Here is a 17,141-nt window from a genome sequence, read left to right as displayed (position 1 = left end):
TCAGAAGTCGAAGCCGAGCTGGCCCTCGATCTCCGGAACGCGCCCTTCCGTCCAGCTGCGGACCTTCTTGAGGTGCCGCCACTGGGGCAGCGCATCAAGATACGCCCACGACAACCGGTGGTGCGGGGTGGGTCCCCGGACCTCCAGCGCGGCCTTGTGCACGGGCGACGGATACCCGGCGTTGTCCGCGAAACCGAAGTCTGCATGGTCGACGCCCAGTTCGGCCATCATTTTGTCGCGCTGAACCTTGGCGATCACCGAGGCCGCCGCGACGGCCACGCACGACTGGTCGCCCTTGATGACCGTACGGACCTTCCAGGGCGTGCCGAGATAGTCGTGCTTGCCGTCGAGGATCACCGCGTCCGGCCGGACCGGCAGCTCCCCCAGCGCACGCACCGCCGCCAGCCGCAGCGCGGCCGTCATCCCCAGGGCGTCGATCTCCTCCGGAGAGGCGTGCCCCAGGGCGTACGAGGTCACCCAGCTCCGCAGCGTCTCGGCGAGCTCGGTACGCCGCCTGACGGTGAGGAGCTTGGAGTCGGTGAGCCCCTCCGGGGGCCGGCGCAGTCCGGTGATCGCCGCGCAGACGGTGACGGGGCCGGCCCACGCGCCGCGCCCCACCTCGTCGACACCTGCAACGATCTTCGCCCCGGTCGTGGCGCGCAGAGAGCGCTCGACGGTGTGAGTAGGTGGTTCGTACGGCATGGCGCCCTTAGCGTACGCCGCCCGCGACGGCCCGCGACACCCCGGCCCCCGAGCGGCGCCGGCGACTCGCAAAACCGCGGTCAGAAGCCGGCCGGCCGCAGCAGCGGAACCATCAACCGGTCGATCATCTCCTCCAGATCGGCGTCCGGCCATTCGCTTCCGCACATCTTCGAGCGGTACATCATCATCGCCGGAATGGCGTCGAAGACATATCCGTTCGCCGCGTCGGCACGCACCTCCCCCCGCTCGATTCCACGCTCGATCACGGCGCGCAGCATCTTTATGGTGGGTTCCACGAGCCCGTCGAAGATGACGGCGTGGAAGCGCTCGGCCTGATGGGTGTCACATTCGTGAATCACCGAACGCAGAGCGCATCCCGGCTGGGAGAACATCGCGTCGCGCGCCCGCAGACACAGGTGCAGCAGGTCCTCGCGCACGCTGCCCAGATCCGGCGCCGCGTCGAAACGCGGCAGTCCGGCCCGCAGCGCGTCCGCGACCAGATCCTCCTTGGACGGCCAGCGCCGGTAGACGGCGGCCTTTCCGGTCTGGGCGCCCGCGGCGACGCCCTCCATCGTCAGGCCGTTCCAGCCGACCGTACTGAGCTGCTCCAGGGCGGCGTCGAGGATCGCGCGTTCCAGCACGGCGCCACGGCGGCGGGACACGGCCGTCCGGTCCTGGGCGGCCACCCAGCTCGAAGAAACCATCTGAACTCTCTCCAACGAGCAGAGGAAGCGGGCATTCGGGGACGAAACACATGCCGCGCGGCGACTGAGGGGGACGCACCGAGCGACAGCGCATTAAGTGAACGCTTGCGTTCACTGTCTGGGGCTCATACCGTTGGCGCAACAGTGAACGCGAGCGTTCACTGACGCACTCGTGGGGGACCCATAGTGACAACCTCTCCTTTAATCCAGAACCGGAAGCCAGGCGCGGCCCGCCGGGACGGACGTCCCGGCATCGCGCTCACCGTCATCGCGGCCTGCCAACTCATGGTGGTCCTCGACTCGACGATTGTGAACATCGCGCTGCCGCACATCCAGAGCGCTCTCGAATTCAGCACCACCGATCTCACCTGGGTGATCAGCGCCTACACCCTGACCTTCGGCGGCCTGCTGCTCCTCGGCGGCCGGGCCGGCGACATCCTCGGCCGCCGCCGTGTCTTCATGACCGGCATCCTGCTGTTCACCCTCGCCTCGCTGCTCGGCGGGTTCGCCCAGGAACCGTGGCAGCTGCTGGCCGCGCGCGTCCTGCAAGGTGTGGGCGGCGCCATCGCCTCGCCCACCTCGCTGGCGCTCATCACCACCACGTTCCCGGAAGGACCCGAGCGCAATCGCGCCTTCGGCATCTTCGCCGCGGTCTCCGCGGGCGGCGGCGCCATCGGCCTGCTCGCGGGCGGCATGCTCACCGAGTGGCTCGACTGGCGGTGGGTGCTCTTCGTCAACGTGCCGATCGGCCTGCTGATAGCCGTGCTCACACCGATGTACATCAACGAGTCCGAGCGGCACACCGGCCGTTTCGACATCGCGGGCGCGGCGACCTCGACGGCCGGTATGGCCTCCCTCGTCTACGGCTTCATCCGCGCGGCGGAGGAAGGCTGGCGGGACGGTCTGACCATCGGCTCCTTCGTGGCCGCCGTGGTCCTGCTGGTGGCCTTCGCGCTGATCGAGTCCCGGGCCAAGGAGCCGATCACCCCGCTGCGGATGTTCGCCGACCGCAACCGCTCGGGCACGTATGTGATCATGCTCAGCCTGGCCGCGGCGATGTTCGGCATGTTCTTCTACATCGTCCTCTTCGTGCAGAACGTGCTCGGGTACAGCCCGATCGAGGCCGGTCTCGCCTTCCTGCCGGTGACGGTCGTGATCGCGCTCGGGGCCGGCCTGTCGCAGCGGTTCCTTCCCGTGTTCGGCCCCAAGCCGTTCATGCTCGTCGGGTCGGCGCTCGCCGCGACCGGACTGGCCTGGCAGACGCTGATCAGCTCCGACAGCTCGTACGTCGGCGGCATCCTCGGCCCCATGCTGGTCTTCGGCTTCGGCATGGGGCTGAACTTCGTGACGCTGACGCTCACCGCGGTCTCCGGGGTGGCCCAGCACGAGGCAGGCGCCGCGTCCGGGCTGCTCAACGCGACCCAGCAGGTGGGCGGTTCGGTGGGACTGGCCCTCCTGACGACGGTGTTCGGCACGGCCGGCAAGGACGAGGCGGAGAAGCAGGTGCCCGGCTTCCTCGCCGAAGCGACGCCGGAGCAGAAGGCGGAGTTCGCCCAGACGCACCAACTGCCCGCTCCCTGGGGCCACGAGGTGCTCACCGAGGGCATCTCCACGGCCTTCGTCCCGGCTGCCGCGATGGCCGTGCTCGCCCTGGCCACCGCGTGGTTCGTCATCCGGGTCCGCAAGAGCGACCTGGAGGCGCTGTCCGGCTCGGCCGGACCGGGCGTGGGCTGAGAAGGGGACAACGCGAGGCCTGCCCGGCGGCTCGCCGGCCGACGTCTTCGGACCCGGCCGGCGAACGCCGGACGGGTCCGCACCCATCAGGGCGAGCAGGACCCCGAGCGACACCTTCATGATCACCACTACGGCCCCTCCCCGCACCGCTCCGCACGACAGACGCGTCTACGCGTGTCAGGCCTCACGCCTCGCACAACAGATGTCCTGACAACGAACGGCCGATCACGGAGAGTTCCCGGTAAGCACAGAGAGTTCCGAACTCCGTCCGCAAGGCTCTCAGACCGCGGTCCGCATCCAGTCCGGCAGCGGCTCGACCCGGCCGGCCCACTCGGCGGGCGGCGCCCCCGTCTTCTCGGCGGCGACCACACCGCCCACGATCGCACAGGTCGTGTCGACGTCCCCGCCCACCTGCGCGGTCGTCCAGAACGCCCGCTCGTAGTCGCCCAGAGCCCGGGCCGCCGACCACAGCGCGAAGGGCACGGTGTCATGCGCCGTCGTACGCCGTCCGCAGCCGAGCACGGCCGCGACGGTGGCCGCGTCGCCGTAGTCGAGCATGTCCCGGGCCCGGCGCAGCCCCGCGCCGACCGCGCTCCTCGCGGGCACCAGCGCGACGACCCCGTCGAGGAGGGCTTCCGGGCCGGGCGGCCCGCCGGGGGCCGCGACCAGCGCGGCCGCCGCCGCGACGGCCATGGCGCCGACCACGGCCTCACGATGCTGATGTGTGGGGTAGGCGGAGATCTCGGCCTGATGGGTGGCCTGCTCCGGGTCGTCCGCGTACCAGGCGCCCAGCGGCGCGATCCGCATCGCGGCGCCGTTGCCCCACGACCCCTGTCCGTCGAAGAGCGCGGCGGCGAGTTCCCGCCAGTCGCCGCCCTCGCGGACCAGCCGCAGCAGCCGGTTGACCGCGGGACCGTAGCCCCGGTCGAAGTCGTGGTGCGTGGCGAAGGACAGCGCGAGGGCGTCCTGGTCGATCCGGTGGTGCGCGGCCAGGACGGAGACGACGGAGCACGCCATCTCCGTGTCGTCCGTCCACTGCCAGGGTCCTGGCGGCAGCTCGCGGCGCTTGAGCAGCGGGTAGTTCACCGGCACGAAGAACTGGGAGCCGAGCGCGTCCCCCACGGACACGCCGCGCAGGCTGACCAGGGCGCGGTCCAGGCGCCCGGCGGGAGAGGAATCAGCGGTCATCGCCCTGCCACTCTATCCGGTGCCCCTCTGTCTATCCGGTGATCCCGTAGGGTTCCGGATCCCGCCAGCGCCCGAAGGGCCGGTCGAGGGTGTACTTGCCGTTCTCCCCCAGAACGAGCACGCGCATCTCGGCGTTCCCCGGGTTCGACAGCGACTCGAACTCCGCCACGGTCCAGTGGAACCACCGCATGCAGAACAGCCGCATGGCCAGCCCGTGGGTGACGATCAGGACGTTCGGGGGGTGATCGGGGGCCTCGAAGCTGCGGAACAGGCTCTCCAGGAAGCCGCCGACCCGGTCATAGACGTCGGCTCCGGACTCTCCCTGGGCGAACCGGTAGAAGAAGTGCCCGTAGGCGTCCCGGTAGGCCTTCTGCAGGCGCACGTCCTCACGGTCCTGCCAGTTGCCCCAGTCCTGCTCGCGCAGCCTCGGCTCCTCGCGCACGCGTATCCGCTCCGGGTCGAGTCGGAAGGCGCTCAGCGTCTGGTGCGTGCGGCGGTAGGGGGAGACGTAGACGCTGACGCGCTCACGGCCGAAGAGTTCCCGCAACCGCTCCCCCGTCTCCTCCGCCTGCTGTCTGCCCTGCGCGGTCAGGGCCAGGGCGTGATCGGGTTCGCGCTCATAAACGGAGTCATCAACATTGCCCGTTGATTCGCCGTGTCGGACAAGGACGATGCGCCGTGGTCGTGCCATGCCAAGACCCTAGATCGGGTGACGGCCGAACGAGCACTCGTGCGGTCCCCATACGGCATAGGTCACACACATCCCGCACCTCGCGTCACACCGGCGCGCACCGTTCCGCTTCCGGACGTCACACCGTCCAGGCCGACTCCATCTCCACGATGTCCCCCGTGAGGGCCGCCACGTCGGCCTCCGTCTGCGCCCTCAGCGCCAGGCGTTCCACCCGCTCGGTGCGGTACTTGCCGTGCTCGGCGGCCGACCGCCACATCGACAGCACCAGGAACTCGTTCCCGGGCGCCTCCCCGAACAACCCCCGGACCATGCCGGGCGAGCCGGCCATGGCCGGGTTCCAGACCTTCTCCTGCATCAGCACGAAGTGCTCCGACCGCTCCTCGTGCACGCGGCACAGCGCCACCCTGAGCAGGTCGGCGTCCGTGAAACGCGGTTCGAAGCCGGTCTTCACGTCAAAGCGGTGGTCGAAGAGCCTGACCCGGGCGTCCTTGAACGTGCCCGACTGGGTCGAGGCGAGCCGGTCGTGGGAGCGGGCCATGAACGAGTCGTAGAAGGCCCGGCTCTCCCAGAAGGAGAAGACGTGCGCCACGTCCGGCCGCCCCCGGCTCCATCCCCCGCCCTGCCCGCGAAACCCCGGCTCCCCCAGAAGCCCCGCCCACTTCCGCTGCCCCCGCTCGAACCCTCGGCGGTCCACCACGGTGCAGCGAATCCACTTGACCAGCACCGCGCCATCGTAAGGCCAGGGAGCGTGGCGTCGGTCACCCTCGAAGTGACTGCTTGGCGGCGTCCACCGCCCCACGCGTGGCAGGATGGACAACCTGTCGGGAACACCCGGCAGTTGGGGTGAGCGGGCAGGACGGTCGCGGGGAAGGGGAAGACTGGTGAACGGCCTCAACAAGGGCATCCGCAAGGTCGAGATCGCGCTGAGGTGGGACCCGAGTCCGTCGGGGCAGCCCTCCACCGACCTGGATCTCGTCGCCGCGCCCTACACGGCGGGCGAACCGCACGGCGCTCCCGCCTACGTGGTGCACTTCGACAGTCGCTCCCCCGACGGCACCATCACGCTCAACCGGGACAGCAAGGACGGCCAGGGCTTCGGCTACGACGAGGTCATGACGCTGGAACTGGACCGGCTCGACCAGCGGTACGCGCGCGTGCTGGTCGGCGTCGTCATCCAGCAGCACCAGGGGCGGCGGACGTTCTCCGGGGTGGCCAACCCCGGTCTGCGCATCCGCGAGGGCTACACCGTACTGGCCGAGGACGACTTCGGCGGTGCCCTCGGGGCCACGGCGGCGACGGTCGCGGAGTTCGTCCGGGACGGGTCGGGGCCCTGGGAGTTCCGCCCGGGTGTCCAGGGGTTCGAGGGCGACCCGGCGGCCTTCACCCGTGCGATGGGGACGGCGCGCCGGGCCTGACCCACGGGAACACCGAGGGCGGTGGCGCCGGAACACCGGCGCCACCGCCCTCAGTCGTCCCCTCGCACCCGGGCAGCGCCCGGACGCGTCAGCTGCAGCCGCTGGTCGAGCCGCAGCCCTCGCAGATGTAGCAGGAACCGGCGCGCTGCATCTTCGTGCCGCAGGAGAAGCACAGCGGGGCGTCGGCCTGGATGCCCAGCTGCATCTCCACCAGTTCGGCGCTGGTGTGCGCCTGCTTCGGGGCCGGCTTGGCCACCTCGGCCTCGGCCTTCGATGTGGCGACCGCCTTCAGCTCCTGGGTCCGCGGCGCCGACTGGGCCAGGCCCTCGACGTCGACCTCGTCGTCGGACGGCTCGTACGAACCGGTCTCCAGGTGGCGCTGACGCTCCTCGGCGGAGTGGATGCCGAGCGCGGAGCGCGTCTCGAAGGGCAGGAAGTCCAGCGCCAGGCGGCGGAAGATGTAGTCGACGATCGACTGCGCCATCCGCACGTCCGGGTCGTCCGTCATACCGGCCGGCTCGAAGCGCATGTTGGTGAACTTCGAGACGTACGTCTCCAGCGGCACGCCGTACTGGAGGCCCACCGAGACGGCGATGGAGAAGGCGTCCATCATGCCCGCGAGCGTCGAACCCTGCTTGGACATCTTCAGGAAGACCTCGCCGAGACCGTCGTCCGGGTAGGAGTTGGCGGTCATGTAGCCCTCGGCGCCGCCGACCGTGAAGGAGGTGGTGATGCCGGGGCGGCCCTTCGGGAGGCGCTTGCGGACCGGGCGGTACTCGACCACCTTCTCGACCGCGGCCCGGATCGTCTCCTCGGCCTTCTCGGTGACCTCGGCCTTCTCCTTCTCCTTGGTCTTCGCGGAGAGCGGCTGGCCGACCTTGCAGTTGTCGCGGTAGATGGCGAGCGCCTTGACGCCCAGCTTCCAGGCCTCGAAGTAGATCTCCTCGACCTCCTCGACGGTCGCCGTCTCCGGCATGTTGACCGTCTTGGAGATGGCGCCGGAGATCCAGGGCTGGATCGCGGCCATCATGCGGACGTGGCCCATCGGGGAGATGGCGCGCTCGCCCATGGCGCAGTCGAACACCTCGTAGTGCTCCTGCTTGAGACCGGGGGCGTCGATCACATTGCCGTGGTCGGCGATGTGGGCGACGATCGCCTCGATCTGCTCCTCCTGGTAGCCCAGGCGGCGCAGGGCCTGCGGGACGGTGCCGTTGACGATCTGCATCGAGCCGCCGCCGACCAGCTTCTTGAACTTCACCAGCGCCAGGTCCGGCTCGACCCCGGTGGTGTCGCAGGACATCGCCAGACCGATGGTGCCGGTCGGGGCGAGCACGGACGCCTGGGCGTTGCGGAAGCCGTTCTTGTCGCCGAGGCGGACCACGTCCTGCCAGGCCTCGGTGGCGGCGGCCCACACCGGGCTGTCCAGGTCGTCCATGCGCACGGCCGTGCCGTTGGCGTCGGCGTGCTGCTTCATGACGCGCTTGTGGGCGTCGGCGTTGCGGGCGTAGCCGTCGTACGGGCCGACGATCGCGGCGAGTTCGGCGGAGCGCCGGTATGCCGTGCCCGTCATCAGGGAGGTGATGGCGCCGGCGAGGGCGCGGCCGCCGTCGGAGTCGTAGGCGTGGCCGGTCGCCATCAGCAGGGCGCCGAGGTTGGCGTAGCCGATGCCGAGCTGGCGGAAGGCGCGGGTGTTCTCGCCGATCTTCTGGGTCGGGAAGTCCGCGAAGCAGATCGAGATGTCCATCGCGGTGATGACCAGCTCGACGACCTTCTGGAAGCGCTCGGTCTCGAACGACTGGTTGCCCTGGCCGTCGTCCTTGAGGAACTTCATCAGGTTCAGCGAGGCCAGGTTGCAGGACGTGTTGTCCAGGTGCATGTACTCGCTGCACGGGTTCGACGCGGTGATCCGGCCGGACTCGGGGCAGGTGTGCCAGTTGTTGATGACACCGTCGTACTGGATGCCCGGGTCGGCGCAGGCCCACGCGGCCTCGGCGAGCTTGCGGAAGAGCGCCTTGGCGTCGACCTCCTCGATGACCTCGCCGGTCATCCGGGCGCGCAGGCCGAACTTGCCGCCCTGCTCGACCGCCCGCATGAACTCGTCGTTGACGCGGACCGAGTTGTTGGCGTTCTGGTACTGGACGGACGCGATGTCGTCGCCGCCCAGGTCCATGTCGAAGCCCGCGTCGCGCAGGACGCGGATCTTCTCCTCTTCCTTGACCTTGGTCTCGATGAAGTCCTCGATGTCCGGGTGGTCCACGTCGAGGACGACCATCTTGGCCGCGCGGCGGGTGGCGCCGCCCGACTTGATCGTTCCGGCGGAGGCGTCGGCTCCGCGCATGAAGGAGACCGGGCCGGAGGCGTTGCCGCCGGAGGACAGCAGCTCCTTGGAGGAGCGGATCCGGGAGAGGTTCAGGCCGGCGCCGGAGCCGCCCTTGAAGATCATGCCCTCTTCCTTGTACCAGTCGAGGATCGACTCCATGGAGTCGTCGACGGACAGGATGAAGCAGGCGGAGACCTGCTGCGGCTGGGGCGTGCCCACGTTGAACCACACGGGGCTGTTGAAGCTGAAGATCTGGTGCAGGAGGGCGTACGCCAGCTCGTGCTCGAAGATCTCGGCGTCGGCGGGCGAGGCGAAGTACCCGTGCTCCTCACCGGCCTTCCGGTACGTCTTCACGATGCGGTCGATCAGCTGCTTGAGGCCGGTCTCGCGCTGCGGGGTGCCCACGGCGCCCCGGAAGTACTTGCTGGTGACGATGTTGACCGCGTTCACCGACCAGAAGTCGGGGAACTCGACGCCGCGCTGCTCGAAGTTGATCGAGCCGTCGCGCCAGTTGGTCATGACGACGTCACGGCGTTCCCAGGCCACCTCGTCGTACGGGTGGACTCCGGGAGTGGTGTGGATGCGCTCCACCCGCAGTCCCTTGCCGGCCTTGGTGCTCTTGGCGCGGGGGCTCCGTGCCGGACCGCTCGCCGTCTCTGTCATGCCGCCTCCCTGTACGGGCGAAAACGCCCTGAAGTGCCCCGATTGTTCCCGTGGCACGGTGTTCTGTCTGATGCTGCGGGCGCCCACTCGCCTGCCCGCAACAGGTCTTCTCATCGCCGCCGCCCGGCCGGCCCCCGCGTCTGGCGCGCCGGGCCGGCCCTCCGGTCAGTCGGCGGCGGGAGCGGGTTCGGGGACCTGGACGGTCCCGCCGGACCCGCTGTCGTCTTCCCGGCCCCCCGGGTCGGCTCCCCCGCCGTCCCCGTCGTCCGCGGCGGGCCGCTCCGTCCGCCTGAGTTCCGCGATCGCGGCCTCGAAGTCCTCCAGCGAGTCGAACGCCCGGTAGACGGACGCGAACCGCAGGTAGGCGACGAGGTCGAGTTCCTGCAACGGACCGAGGATGGCCAGCCCCACGTCGTGGGTGGTCAGCTCGGCGCTCCCGGTGGCCCGCACCGCCTCCTCGACACGCTGCCCGAGCTGGGCGAGGGCGTCCTCGGTGACGGGCCGCCCCTGGCACGCCTTGCGCACACCGTTGATGACCTTGGTGCGGCTGAAGGGCTCGGTGACTCCGGACCGCTTGACCACCATGAGCGAACACGTCTCCACGGTCGTGAAACGACGGGAGCAGTCCGGACACTGGCGGCGCCTGCGGATCGACGTGCCGTCGTCGGTCGTACGACTGTCGACGACACGGCTGTCGGGGTGCCTGCAGAAGGGGCAGTGCATGAACTCCCAACCCTCCTCACAGCAGACTCAACAGCCCCGCGAGGTCTCTCGGGCCTCACGAAGCAGCACCAGCATAGGCGATCTCGGAGGGCCCGAAGACCCGGGGGACCACAACTTCTGGGCCACTGCCGCAATCCAACCACTAGATGTGGGGATTGGGTCATACATCCACGCCCGCACGCGTGTCGCGCGCGTCAAGACGGGCACGAGACACCAGGCCGTCGCCCGACGGGGGCGCCGCGCCGGAGGCGGGGAGGGGATGTGCGACTCCCGAAGAGAACGCGGGCCGCTTCACGCGCCACGGGGCGGCCGATGGCAGACTGAGGTCCGCAACCGCGGGATGATCGCCTCGGCGGTGAAGAGTACAACAATCGGCCCGTTTGTCCGACAGGAAGCGTGGCGACCAATACACCTCGGCGAGAGATTGCGTACAGCAATTCACGTTTTTTCACTCGAACGTGTGTTTGGCGCAACCTTTCGAAAGCAACTACCGTTGTGCTGCAGGGAGACCATCGAGAGGGGCCGACGTGACCACCACCGCAGACAGTGCCGCCATCACTGCCCAGGACCGCCCCCAGGGCCGGATCGAGCCGGTGCATGCGATGAACGAAGCCACGAATCCCGAGGGGCACAAGCGCTCCCTGCCGGGCCGTCCTCCCGGCATCCGGGCGGACAGCTCCGGACTCACCGACCGCCAGCGCCGGGTGATCGAGGTCATCAGGGACTCGGTGCAGCGTCGCGGCTACCCGCCGTCGATGCGCGAGATCGGCCAGGCGGTCGGTCTCTCCAGCACGTCCTCCGTGGCCCATCAGCTGATGGCACTGGAGCGCAAGGGCTTCCTGCGCCGCGACCCGCACCGGCCGCGCGCCTACGAGGTGCGGGGTTCCGACCAGGCCGCCTCCGTGCAGCCCACGGACACCGCCGGCAAGCCGGCCGCGTCCTACGTGCCGCTGGTCGGCCGTATCGCCGCCGGTGGCCCGATCCTCGCCGAGGAGTCGGTCGAGGACGTGTTCCCCCTGCCCCGGCAGCTCGTCGGCGACGGTGAGCTGTTCGTGCTGAAGGTCGTGGGCGACTCCATGATCGAGGCCGCGATCTGTGACGGCGACTGGGTGACGGTCCGCCGCCAGCCGGTCGCCGAGAACGGGGACATCGTCGCGGCCATGCTCGATGGCGAGGCGACCGTCAAGCGCTTCAAGCGGGAGGACGGCCATGTCTGGCTGCTCCCGCACAACGCGGCCTACGAGCCGATCCCGGGCGACGACGCGACCATCCTGGGCAAGGTGGTGGCCGTTCTGCGGCGCGTCTGAGCACGACGCGGGGACGGCCCGGACCGCCGCCCCGCCCCTGACCGGGCCCCGGAACCCCTGCGCCGGTTCCGGGGTCCCGTGCTGTCCGGACGGACCGGCTGCGACCACTGCTGCCGGTCGGTGGCGTGCCGCGGCACGCCACCTCCCTCACTGCGCCGCCGTACCGGCCTCCGCCCCTTGTGCCGCCGCGTCGATCGCGGCCAGCGACTTCCTGACCTGGTTGCGGTCCGTGGTGTACCAGAAGTCGGGCAGTGAAGCCTTCAGATAGCTGCCGTACCGGGCAGTGGCCAGCCGCTGGTCCAGCACGGCCACCACACCCCGGTCGCCCGAGGCGCGTACGAGACGGCCGGCGCCCTGGGCCATCAGCAGCGCCGCGTGAGTGGCGGCGACCGCCATGAAGCCGTTGCCACCGGCTTCCTCCACGGCCTTCTGGCGGGCGCTCATCAAGGGGTCGTCCGGACGCGGGAAGGGGATCTTGTCCATGACCACCAGCTGGCAGCTCGGACCCGGCACGTCCACACCCTGCCAGAGCGACAGCGTGCCGAAGAGGCAGGTCTTCGGATCGGCCGCGAAGTTCTTGATCAGTTCGCCGAGCGTCTCCTCGCCCTGGAGGAGGATCGGGAACTCCGGGATCCGGGAGCGCAGCTCCTCGGCGGCGAGCTGGGCGGCCCGCATCGAGGAGAACAACCCCAGGGTGCGACCGCCCGCCGCCTGGATCAGTTCGGTCAGCTCGTCCAGCATGTCCCCGCGGTCACCGTCACGGGCCGGGCGTGCCAGATGCTTCGCGACGTAGAGGATGCCCTGCCTGGGGTAGTCGAACGGCGAACCGACGTCGACGCCCTTCCACTGGGGAAGGTCATCGCCCTCGGCGCCCTCGGGACCGAGCCCCAGTGAGGCTCCCACGCCGTTGAAGTCGCCGCCCAGCTTCAGCGTCGCAGAGGTCAGGATCACGGAACGGTCGGTGAAGAGCTTCTCCCGCAGCAGGCCCGAGACGGACATGGGCGCGACGCGCAGGGACGCCCCGCTCCATCGCTGAGCGGCTCCGCCGCGGGGCTCGTGCCGCTCGTACCAGACGACATCCCACTCCGAACCGTTCGTGATCCGCTCCGCCACGTCGTGGACGCTCTCCACGGAGGCCAGCGCCTGTTTGCGGACCGCGTCCTCGTCCTGGACGGACTTGTCGCGGGTGCTGCCGATGGCGGAGATGACGGTGCGGCAGGCGTCGCGCAGCGCCATGAGCGCGTATCCGAGGTCCTCCGGGATCTCCTCCAGCCGGCCCGGAAGGGCCAGCTCCATCAGCCGTTCGAACCCCTCGGCGGCGGTCTGGAGCTGGTCGGCGGCCTTCTCGTCGACCAGCTTCGCGGCGCGCCGCACCGCGCGGTTGACCTGCCCGGGGGTGAGCTCCCCGGTGGCGACCCCGGTGACCCGGGAGACCAGCTCGTGGGCCTCGTCGACGATCAGCACCTCGTGCTGCGGCAGCACCGGCGCCCCCTCGATGGCGTCGATCGCGAGCAGGGCGTGGTTGGTGACGACCACCTCGGCGAGCTTGGCGCGCTCGCGGGCGGCCTCGGCGAAGCACTCGGCGCCGTAGGCGCACTTCGTGGCGCCGAGGCACTCCCGCGACGACACCGACACCTGGGACCAGGCCCGGTCGGACACGCCCGGCGTGAGGTCGTCCCGGTCGCCGGTCTCCGTCTCGTCCGACCAGTCACGCAGACGCAGCAGGTCCTGGCCCAGCTTGCTGGTGGGGGCCGCCGCCTCGAACTGGTCGAAGAGCCCCTCCTCCTCGTCCTGCGGCACGCCCTCGTGCAGCCGGTGCAGGCACAGGTAGTTGGAGCGGCCCTTGAGCATCGCGAACTCCGGGCGGCGGCGCAGCAGCGGATGCAGTGACTCCACCGTGCGCGGCAGGTCCCGCTCCACCAGCTGGCGCTGCAGGGCCAGGGTGGCCGTCGCCACCACCACCCGCTCCCCCTGCGCGAGCGCGGGCACCAGATAGCCCAGCGACTTTCCGGTGCCGGTACCGGCCTGGACCAGCAGATGGGCTCCGTCGTCGATCGCCTCGGCGACGGCTTCGGCCATGGTCACCTGGCCGGGGCGCTCCGTGCCGCCGACGGCGGTGACGGCGGCGTGCAGGAGTTCGGAGAGTGAGGGCTTCGTCATAGCGCGACCACCCTACGGCCCGGCGCTGACATTCGTGCGATCACGGCGGGGGCCGGGGACGCGATCAAGACGGGGCTCCTCTGTCGGGACGGCGTGAGGGCTGCAAAGTCGCCGGGGCGCGGGACGGACGGATCGCGCCGGGGCCCGCGGCCGGGACATCGCCGCGGCGCGCGCGGGAACCGCGGCGGCGTGAGCGGTGTACCGGTGATGAGAGCGCGGCGACGGAACGCTACATCGGATGACACAGGGAGCGGTCCCGGACCATGAGGGCGGCCCGCTTGGTGGGCAGGTCGATCTCGGCCGAGAAGGAGAAGCCGGCGTTGAGGAAGGCGGTGACGGAGGGGATGTTGCGAAGGTCGGGCTCCGCGACGACGCGTGACGAGGCGGGCCTCCTGGCGAGGACGAGGTCGGCGACCGTCCTGAGCAGGACGCTGCCGAGGCCCCGCCCCCGGTCTCCGACGGCGCCGATGAGGACGTGGAGTCCGGTGTCGTGCGGTCGGGCCGGGTAGTGGCGGGCCAGGGGATCGAGATCCGCGCGGTAGATCTCCCAATAGCTCATCGGCGTTCCGTCCAGGACGCCGAGGCACGGAACGCTGTGTCCGTCACCGGCGAGCTGGGACCGCACGTGGTCGGCCGTCACGGCAGGTGGTCCGGCGAGTTCCCAGAACAGGGCGACGGCCGGGTCGTTCATCCATCGTGACAGAAGAGGCAGATCGCGTTCGACACGGACGGGGACCAGCTGGAACAGACCCGCGGAGGTCCTGACCGGGCCCCAGTCACCGATGGGGGCGGACATCATGAGTGCAGGGGGTTGGCGATGGTGACGTAGACGGACTGGGTGTCGACCGGACCGACGAGTTCGTCGAGGCCGTGCAGCCGGGTCAGCAGGTTCGCCTTGCAGCGCAGGACGGGTGAGTCCAGCAGACGGGCGGGCAGCGTGCTGCGCGTCCGGGCCGGTCCGGCGGACACTTCGGTGAGGAACCGGCGGAGGGCGGCGAGCAGCAGCCGTTCGTCGGCCAGACGCTGGGAGCCGAAGGCGCCGATGAGCCCGAGGACGTTGTTGACGCCCAGGTAGTAGGCGAAGCGTTCGTCGGTGACCTCGTCGGAGACGAAGGTGTCGCTGTGCTCGCCGATGCCGGGCAGCCGGGCGTCGAGTTCCGCGCGTCGCGACGCGCGGAAGTAGTAGCCCTGGTTGTCCCGGTGGCGTCCGCCCGCGGGCCAGCCGTCGGCGTCCAGCAGCAGCAAGGTGTTCTGCTGGTGCGCCTCGAGGGCGATGCCGGCCTCTCCGTCCAGCCACAGCACGGGCCGCACCACGTGTTCCAGGTACCGCAGGAACCACTCGGCGGCGACGGCGCCGGAGGGCCGCCCCGTGCGAGCGGCGAGACGGGTGACGATCTCGGCCAGCCGGGATCCGGTACGGCCACCGGGGCGGGGCCGCGGCGAGAGCAGTCCGGCGACGCAGGCGACGTCGTCGTGCGGCTGGAACGGGTTGTGCCGGATCACCGCGTCGAGTCCGGGCGCGGGGTCACCGGCCGGTGTGTTCACGGCGATCCAGGCCGGGTCCCGGACGATGTCGAAGCCGGGGTGCGCGGCCCGCCACCGCTGGGACAGTCCGGTGCGCAGCAGACGGTGGACCTCGACCCCCCGGTGGAGCTCCTTACGGAGGTTCTCCCGGCGGGAGTTGGTGATGCGCAGGTCCAGCGACAGCTTGAGCATGGCCGGGGCGCCGCTCCGGTGGACGGTGCGTACGGAGGAGGTGGGGTGCCAGGGGGCGCCGTGGCCGCCGAGGTCGCGGAGCAGCCCGGCGTCCAGCAGGGCGGCGGCCTCGGGACGGAGGCGGACCTGGCGCAGGTGCCAGGGGTGCAGGGGGAGGGCCGTGTAGCCGTCGGGCAGCGGCAGTCCGGCGCCGGCGAGGCGTGCGGTGAGGTGGGCCGCGGTGACGGGACGCCCGCGCTCGGTCCACGCGGAGTCGGTGGCGAGCAGGGAGGGGGCGACAGCCATCCAGTGCAGGGGGAAGGAGCCGCGCGACTCGGGCGAGTACCGCTGTGCCTCGGCGTCGGAGAGGCCCTCGCGGCTCTTCGGGTCCGGGTGCAGCGGGTGTCCGAGGACGAGTGACTGTTCGGCGGCGAGGAAGAGGTCGGGGTGGTCGGCCGTGTTCTCCCGCCGGTCGGTGACGAAGGCGACGACACGGCGTACGGAGTCGGCGACGCGTGCGACCAGGTCGGTGCCGTCGCCCGCCGACGGACGCGCCGGCCCCAAAAGGCCGGTGTTCTCCCTGCCGAGGAGGGCGGCGAGCAGGACGGCGTCGACCGGTGGGGCGGGGTCCGGGGCGTCGGCCAGACGGGGAGGGCCGAAGCGGTGCCAGCCGGTCGGGGACCAGTACAGAACGGGTACGAGCAGGGTCGTGCCGCTGGCCGGCAGGGGAAGGCGCAAGGTGGCGCCGTCCGGGGCGGGCAGGCCGGTTTCGCGTACCCAGCAGCGCAGGAGGTTCTCCGTGGCCGCGGCGTGGGCCGCCCTGTGCGGGTCGGGGTGGTCCAAGGGGCTCGTGCCGGTGCTTTCGAGCCCTTCGGTACGGGACGGGCTTCGTTCCTGGTGGGGAACCAAGGGGGCGGTGCGGTCTGCCGGCGTGGGGATCGTGTGCAAGGCGGGTCCTCGGAAAGGGGTGCGGTGGCGGGGGCGGGGCTTCGTGTCGTCAGCCCGTCCGTGCGTGACGGCGGCCCGGGACGCGGGGCTCCCCGTGCGGGTGGTCGCGGGCCGCCGCGTGGAGGGCGTCGGCGAGTCGGTCCAGGACCGCGGCCGCCTGTTCCTCTCCGTGATCGTCAGGGGCAAGAGCAGTCGTACGGCGCTCCCGCGGGGGCCGCCGAGATCGATGATCAGGCCGCGTCGCAGGCGCTCCCGTCCTACGGCGGCGTGTTCGGGTGCGGCGGGGTGCCGGTGCGTGCCGTCGGGCGGCGCCTGCGGGCCCACCACGTCGCCCCCGGTCGGCATCCCCCGCCCCGGCACGTCCCCCACGCAGGCGAGTTCGTCGGCGAGTGTCCGGAGTCGGTTCAGCATGCGGGCGCCCTGGGCGGCCGCGTGTCCGGCGAGGCCGTTCTCGCGGATGTGGGCGAGGGGCGCCGTGCCCGCGGCCATGGCGAGTCGGTCGCCGGCGCGGGTGGGAGGGCCGGGCGGGCCGAGGTCGTCGCGGTGGACCACGACGGCCAGGGGCAGGCCGCCGCCGACCGCCCCGGACGGCACCCTCGCGTCCGGTGTGATGCCGTCGTGCTCCACGGCCCGGAAGGTGCCGGTCCGTCCGAGTCCGGTGGGTGTCCCGTCGCCGATCAGCGGGACGGACCGGTCGGCCGTGCGCCGCCGCAGCCGGGCGTCCGACGCCGGGAGCACCCCGCCGTCGTCCCGCACGGGCTCGACGACCACCCCGGCCGGCCGTCGGTCGGCGAGTCCGGCACCGTGCTCGCCGCCGGCCCGTCCGGTCGCCGTCCGTGCGAGCCGGAGGACGGTCGCCACCGCGTCGTCGCGGCCCGGTCCGCAAAAGCG

Annotated in this window: 13 protein-coding genes and 1 pseudogene; 3 read left to right on the top strand and 11 right to left on the bottom strand. The window is 71.0% G+C overall.

Going from position 1 to position 17,141, the window contains the following annotated elements; translation table 11 throughout:
• Together ADK41_RS06310 and ADK41_RS06305 are read right to left on the bottom strand one after the other, a co-directional pair.
• Complete coding sequence (locus ADK41_RS06310; RefSeq protein WP_030826143.1) at positions 1-702, bottom strand: ribonuclease HII; 702 nt, start codon at positions 700-702, stop codon at positions 1-3.
• 80 nt (positions 703-782) lie between these two features.
• Positions 783-1,406: a TetR/AcrR family transcriptional regulator gene (locus tag ADK41_RS06305; RefSeq protein ID WP_030826142.1), complete on the bottom strand. Its 624-nt coding sequence runs from the start codon at positions 1,404-1,406 to the stop codon at positions 783-785.
• A gap of 186 nt (positions 1,407-1,592) precedes the next feature.
• Here ADK41_RS06305 and ADK41_RS06300 point away from each other — a divergent pair, with 186 nt between their 5' ends.
• Entirely contained in the window at positions 1,593-3,140 is a 1,548-nt protein-coding gene (locus ADK41_RS06300; RefSeq protein ID WP_030826141.1) for an MFS transporter, read from the top strand.
• Positions 3,141-3,419: 279 nt separating this feature from the next.
• On the opposite strand, the gene ADK41_RS06295 is transcribed toward ADK41_RS06300, so the two are convergent.
• The 3 genes from ADK41_RS06295 to ADK41_RS06285 form a co-directional block, all read right to left on the bottom strand.
• Positions 3,420-4,328 (bottom strand): ADP-ribosylglycohydrolase family protein, encoded by a 909-nt coding sequence (locus ADK41_RS06295; protein ID WP_030826139.1) that lies wholly within the window; start codon positions 4,326-4,328, stop codon positions 3,420-3,422.
• Positions 4,329-4,359: 31 nt separating this feature from the next.
• Positions 4,360-5,019 carry a histidine phosphatase family protein gene (locus ADK41_RS06290; RefSeq protein ID WP_030826137.1) on the bottom strand — a complete coding sequence of 220 codons (660 nt, stop codon included), beginning with the start codon at positions 5,017-5,019 and terminating at the stop codon, positions 4,360-4,362.
• 118 nt (positions 5,020-5,137) lie between these two features.
• Positions 5,138-5,743 carry a YdbC family protein gene (locus ADK41_RS06285; RefSeq protein WP_030826134.1) on the bottom strand — a complete coding sequence of 202 codons (606 nt, stop codon included), beginning with the start codon at positions 5,741-5,743 and terminating at the stop codon, positions 5,138-5,140.
• A 157-nt stretch (positions 5,744-5,900) separates the two neighbouring features.
• On the opposite strand from ADK41_RS06285, the gene ADK41_RS06280 reads away from it, so the two are divergent.
• Positions 5,901-6,434 (top strand): TerD family protein, encoded by a 534-nt coding sequence (locus ADK41_RS06280; RefSeq protein ID WP_030826132.1) that lies wholly within the window; start codon positions 5,901-5,903, stop codon positions 6,432-6,434.
• 88 nt (positions 6,435-6,522) lie between these two features.
• Here the strand turns inward: ADK41_RS06280 and ADK41_RS06275 are convergent, their stop codons facing one another.
• Together ADK41_RS06275 and nrdR are read right to left on the bottom strand one after the other, a co-directional pair.
• A complete protein-coding gene (locus ADK41_RS06275; RefSeq protein WP_030826129.1) occupies positions 6,523-9,417 on the bottom strand; it encodes a vitamin B12-dependent ribonucleotide reductase in 2,895 nt (964 codons plus the stop codon).
• A 165-nt stretch (positions 9,418-9,582) separates the two neighbouring features.
• Positions 9,583-10,140 carry a transcriptional regulator NrdR gene (nrdR, locus tag ADK41_RS06270; RefSeq protein WP_030826126.1) on the bottom strand — a complete coding sequence of 186 codons (558 nt, stop codon included), beginning with the start codon at positions 10,138-10,140 and terminating at the stop codon, positions 9,583-9,585.
• Between the two features lie 527 nt (positions 10,141-10,667).
• On the opposite strand from nrdR, the gene lexA reads away from it, so the two are divergent.
• Positions 10,668-11,447: a transcriptional repressor LexA gene (gene lexA, locus ADK41_RS06265; protein WP_030227721.1), complete on the top strand. Its 780-nt coding sequence runs from the start codon at positions 10,668-10,670 to the stop codon at positions 11,445-11,447.
• A gap of 147 nt (positions 11,448-11,594) precedes the next feature.
• Here the strand turns inward: lexA and ADK41_RS06260 are convergent, their stop codons facing one another.
• From ADK41_RS06260 to ADK41_RS42860, 4 genes and pseudogenes are all read right to left on the bottom strand, one after another.
• On the bottom strand, positions 11,595-13,607 hold the full coding sequence (locus ADK41_RS06260; protein ID WP_030826122.1) for an ATP-dependent DNA helicase: 2,013 nt from the start codon (positions 13,605-13,607) through the stop codon (positions 11,595-11,597).
• Positions 13,608-13,836: 229 nt separating this feature from the next.
• The gene (locus ADK41_RS06255; protein ID WP_030826405.1) at positions 13,837-14,508 is read right to left on the bottom strand and encodes a GNAT family N-acetyltransferase; all 672 of its coding nucleotides are present in this window, start codon (positions 14,506-14,508) and stop codon (positions 13,837-13,839) included.
• The gene (locus ADK41_RS42865; protein WP_037804207.1) at positions 14,403-16,250 is read right to left on the bottom strand and encodes an IucA/IucC family protein; all 1,848 of its coding nucleotides are present in this window, start codon (positions 16,248-16,250) and stop codon (positions 14,403-14,405) included. The genes ADK41_RS06255 and ADK41_RS42865 overlap by 106 nt, the downstream gene beginning before the upstream one ends.
• A 174-nt stretch (positions 16,251-16,424) precedes the next feature.
• Positions 16,425-17,021, bottom strand: a pseudogene (locus tag ADK41_RS42860) (aminotransferase class III-fold pyridoxal phosphate-dependent enzyme); the annotation flags it as partial.
• Positions 17,022-17,141: the final 120 nt, after the last annotated feature.

The organism is Streptomyces caelestis, assembly GCF_001279005.1.
In the GTDB taxonomy this organism is placed as follows: Bacteria; Actinomycetota; Actinomycetes; order Streptomycetales; family Streptomycetaceae; genus Streptomyces; species Streptomyces heliomycini.
The sequence above is the reverse complement of the archived record's forward strand: the minus strand, read 5'-3'. Positions and strand labels throughout refer to the sequence as shown.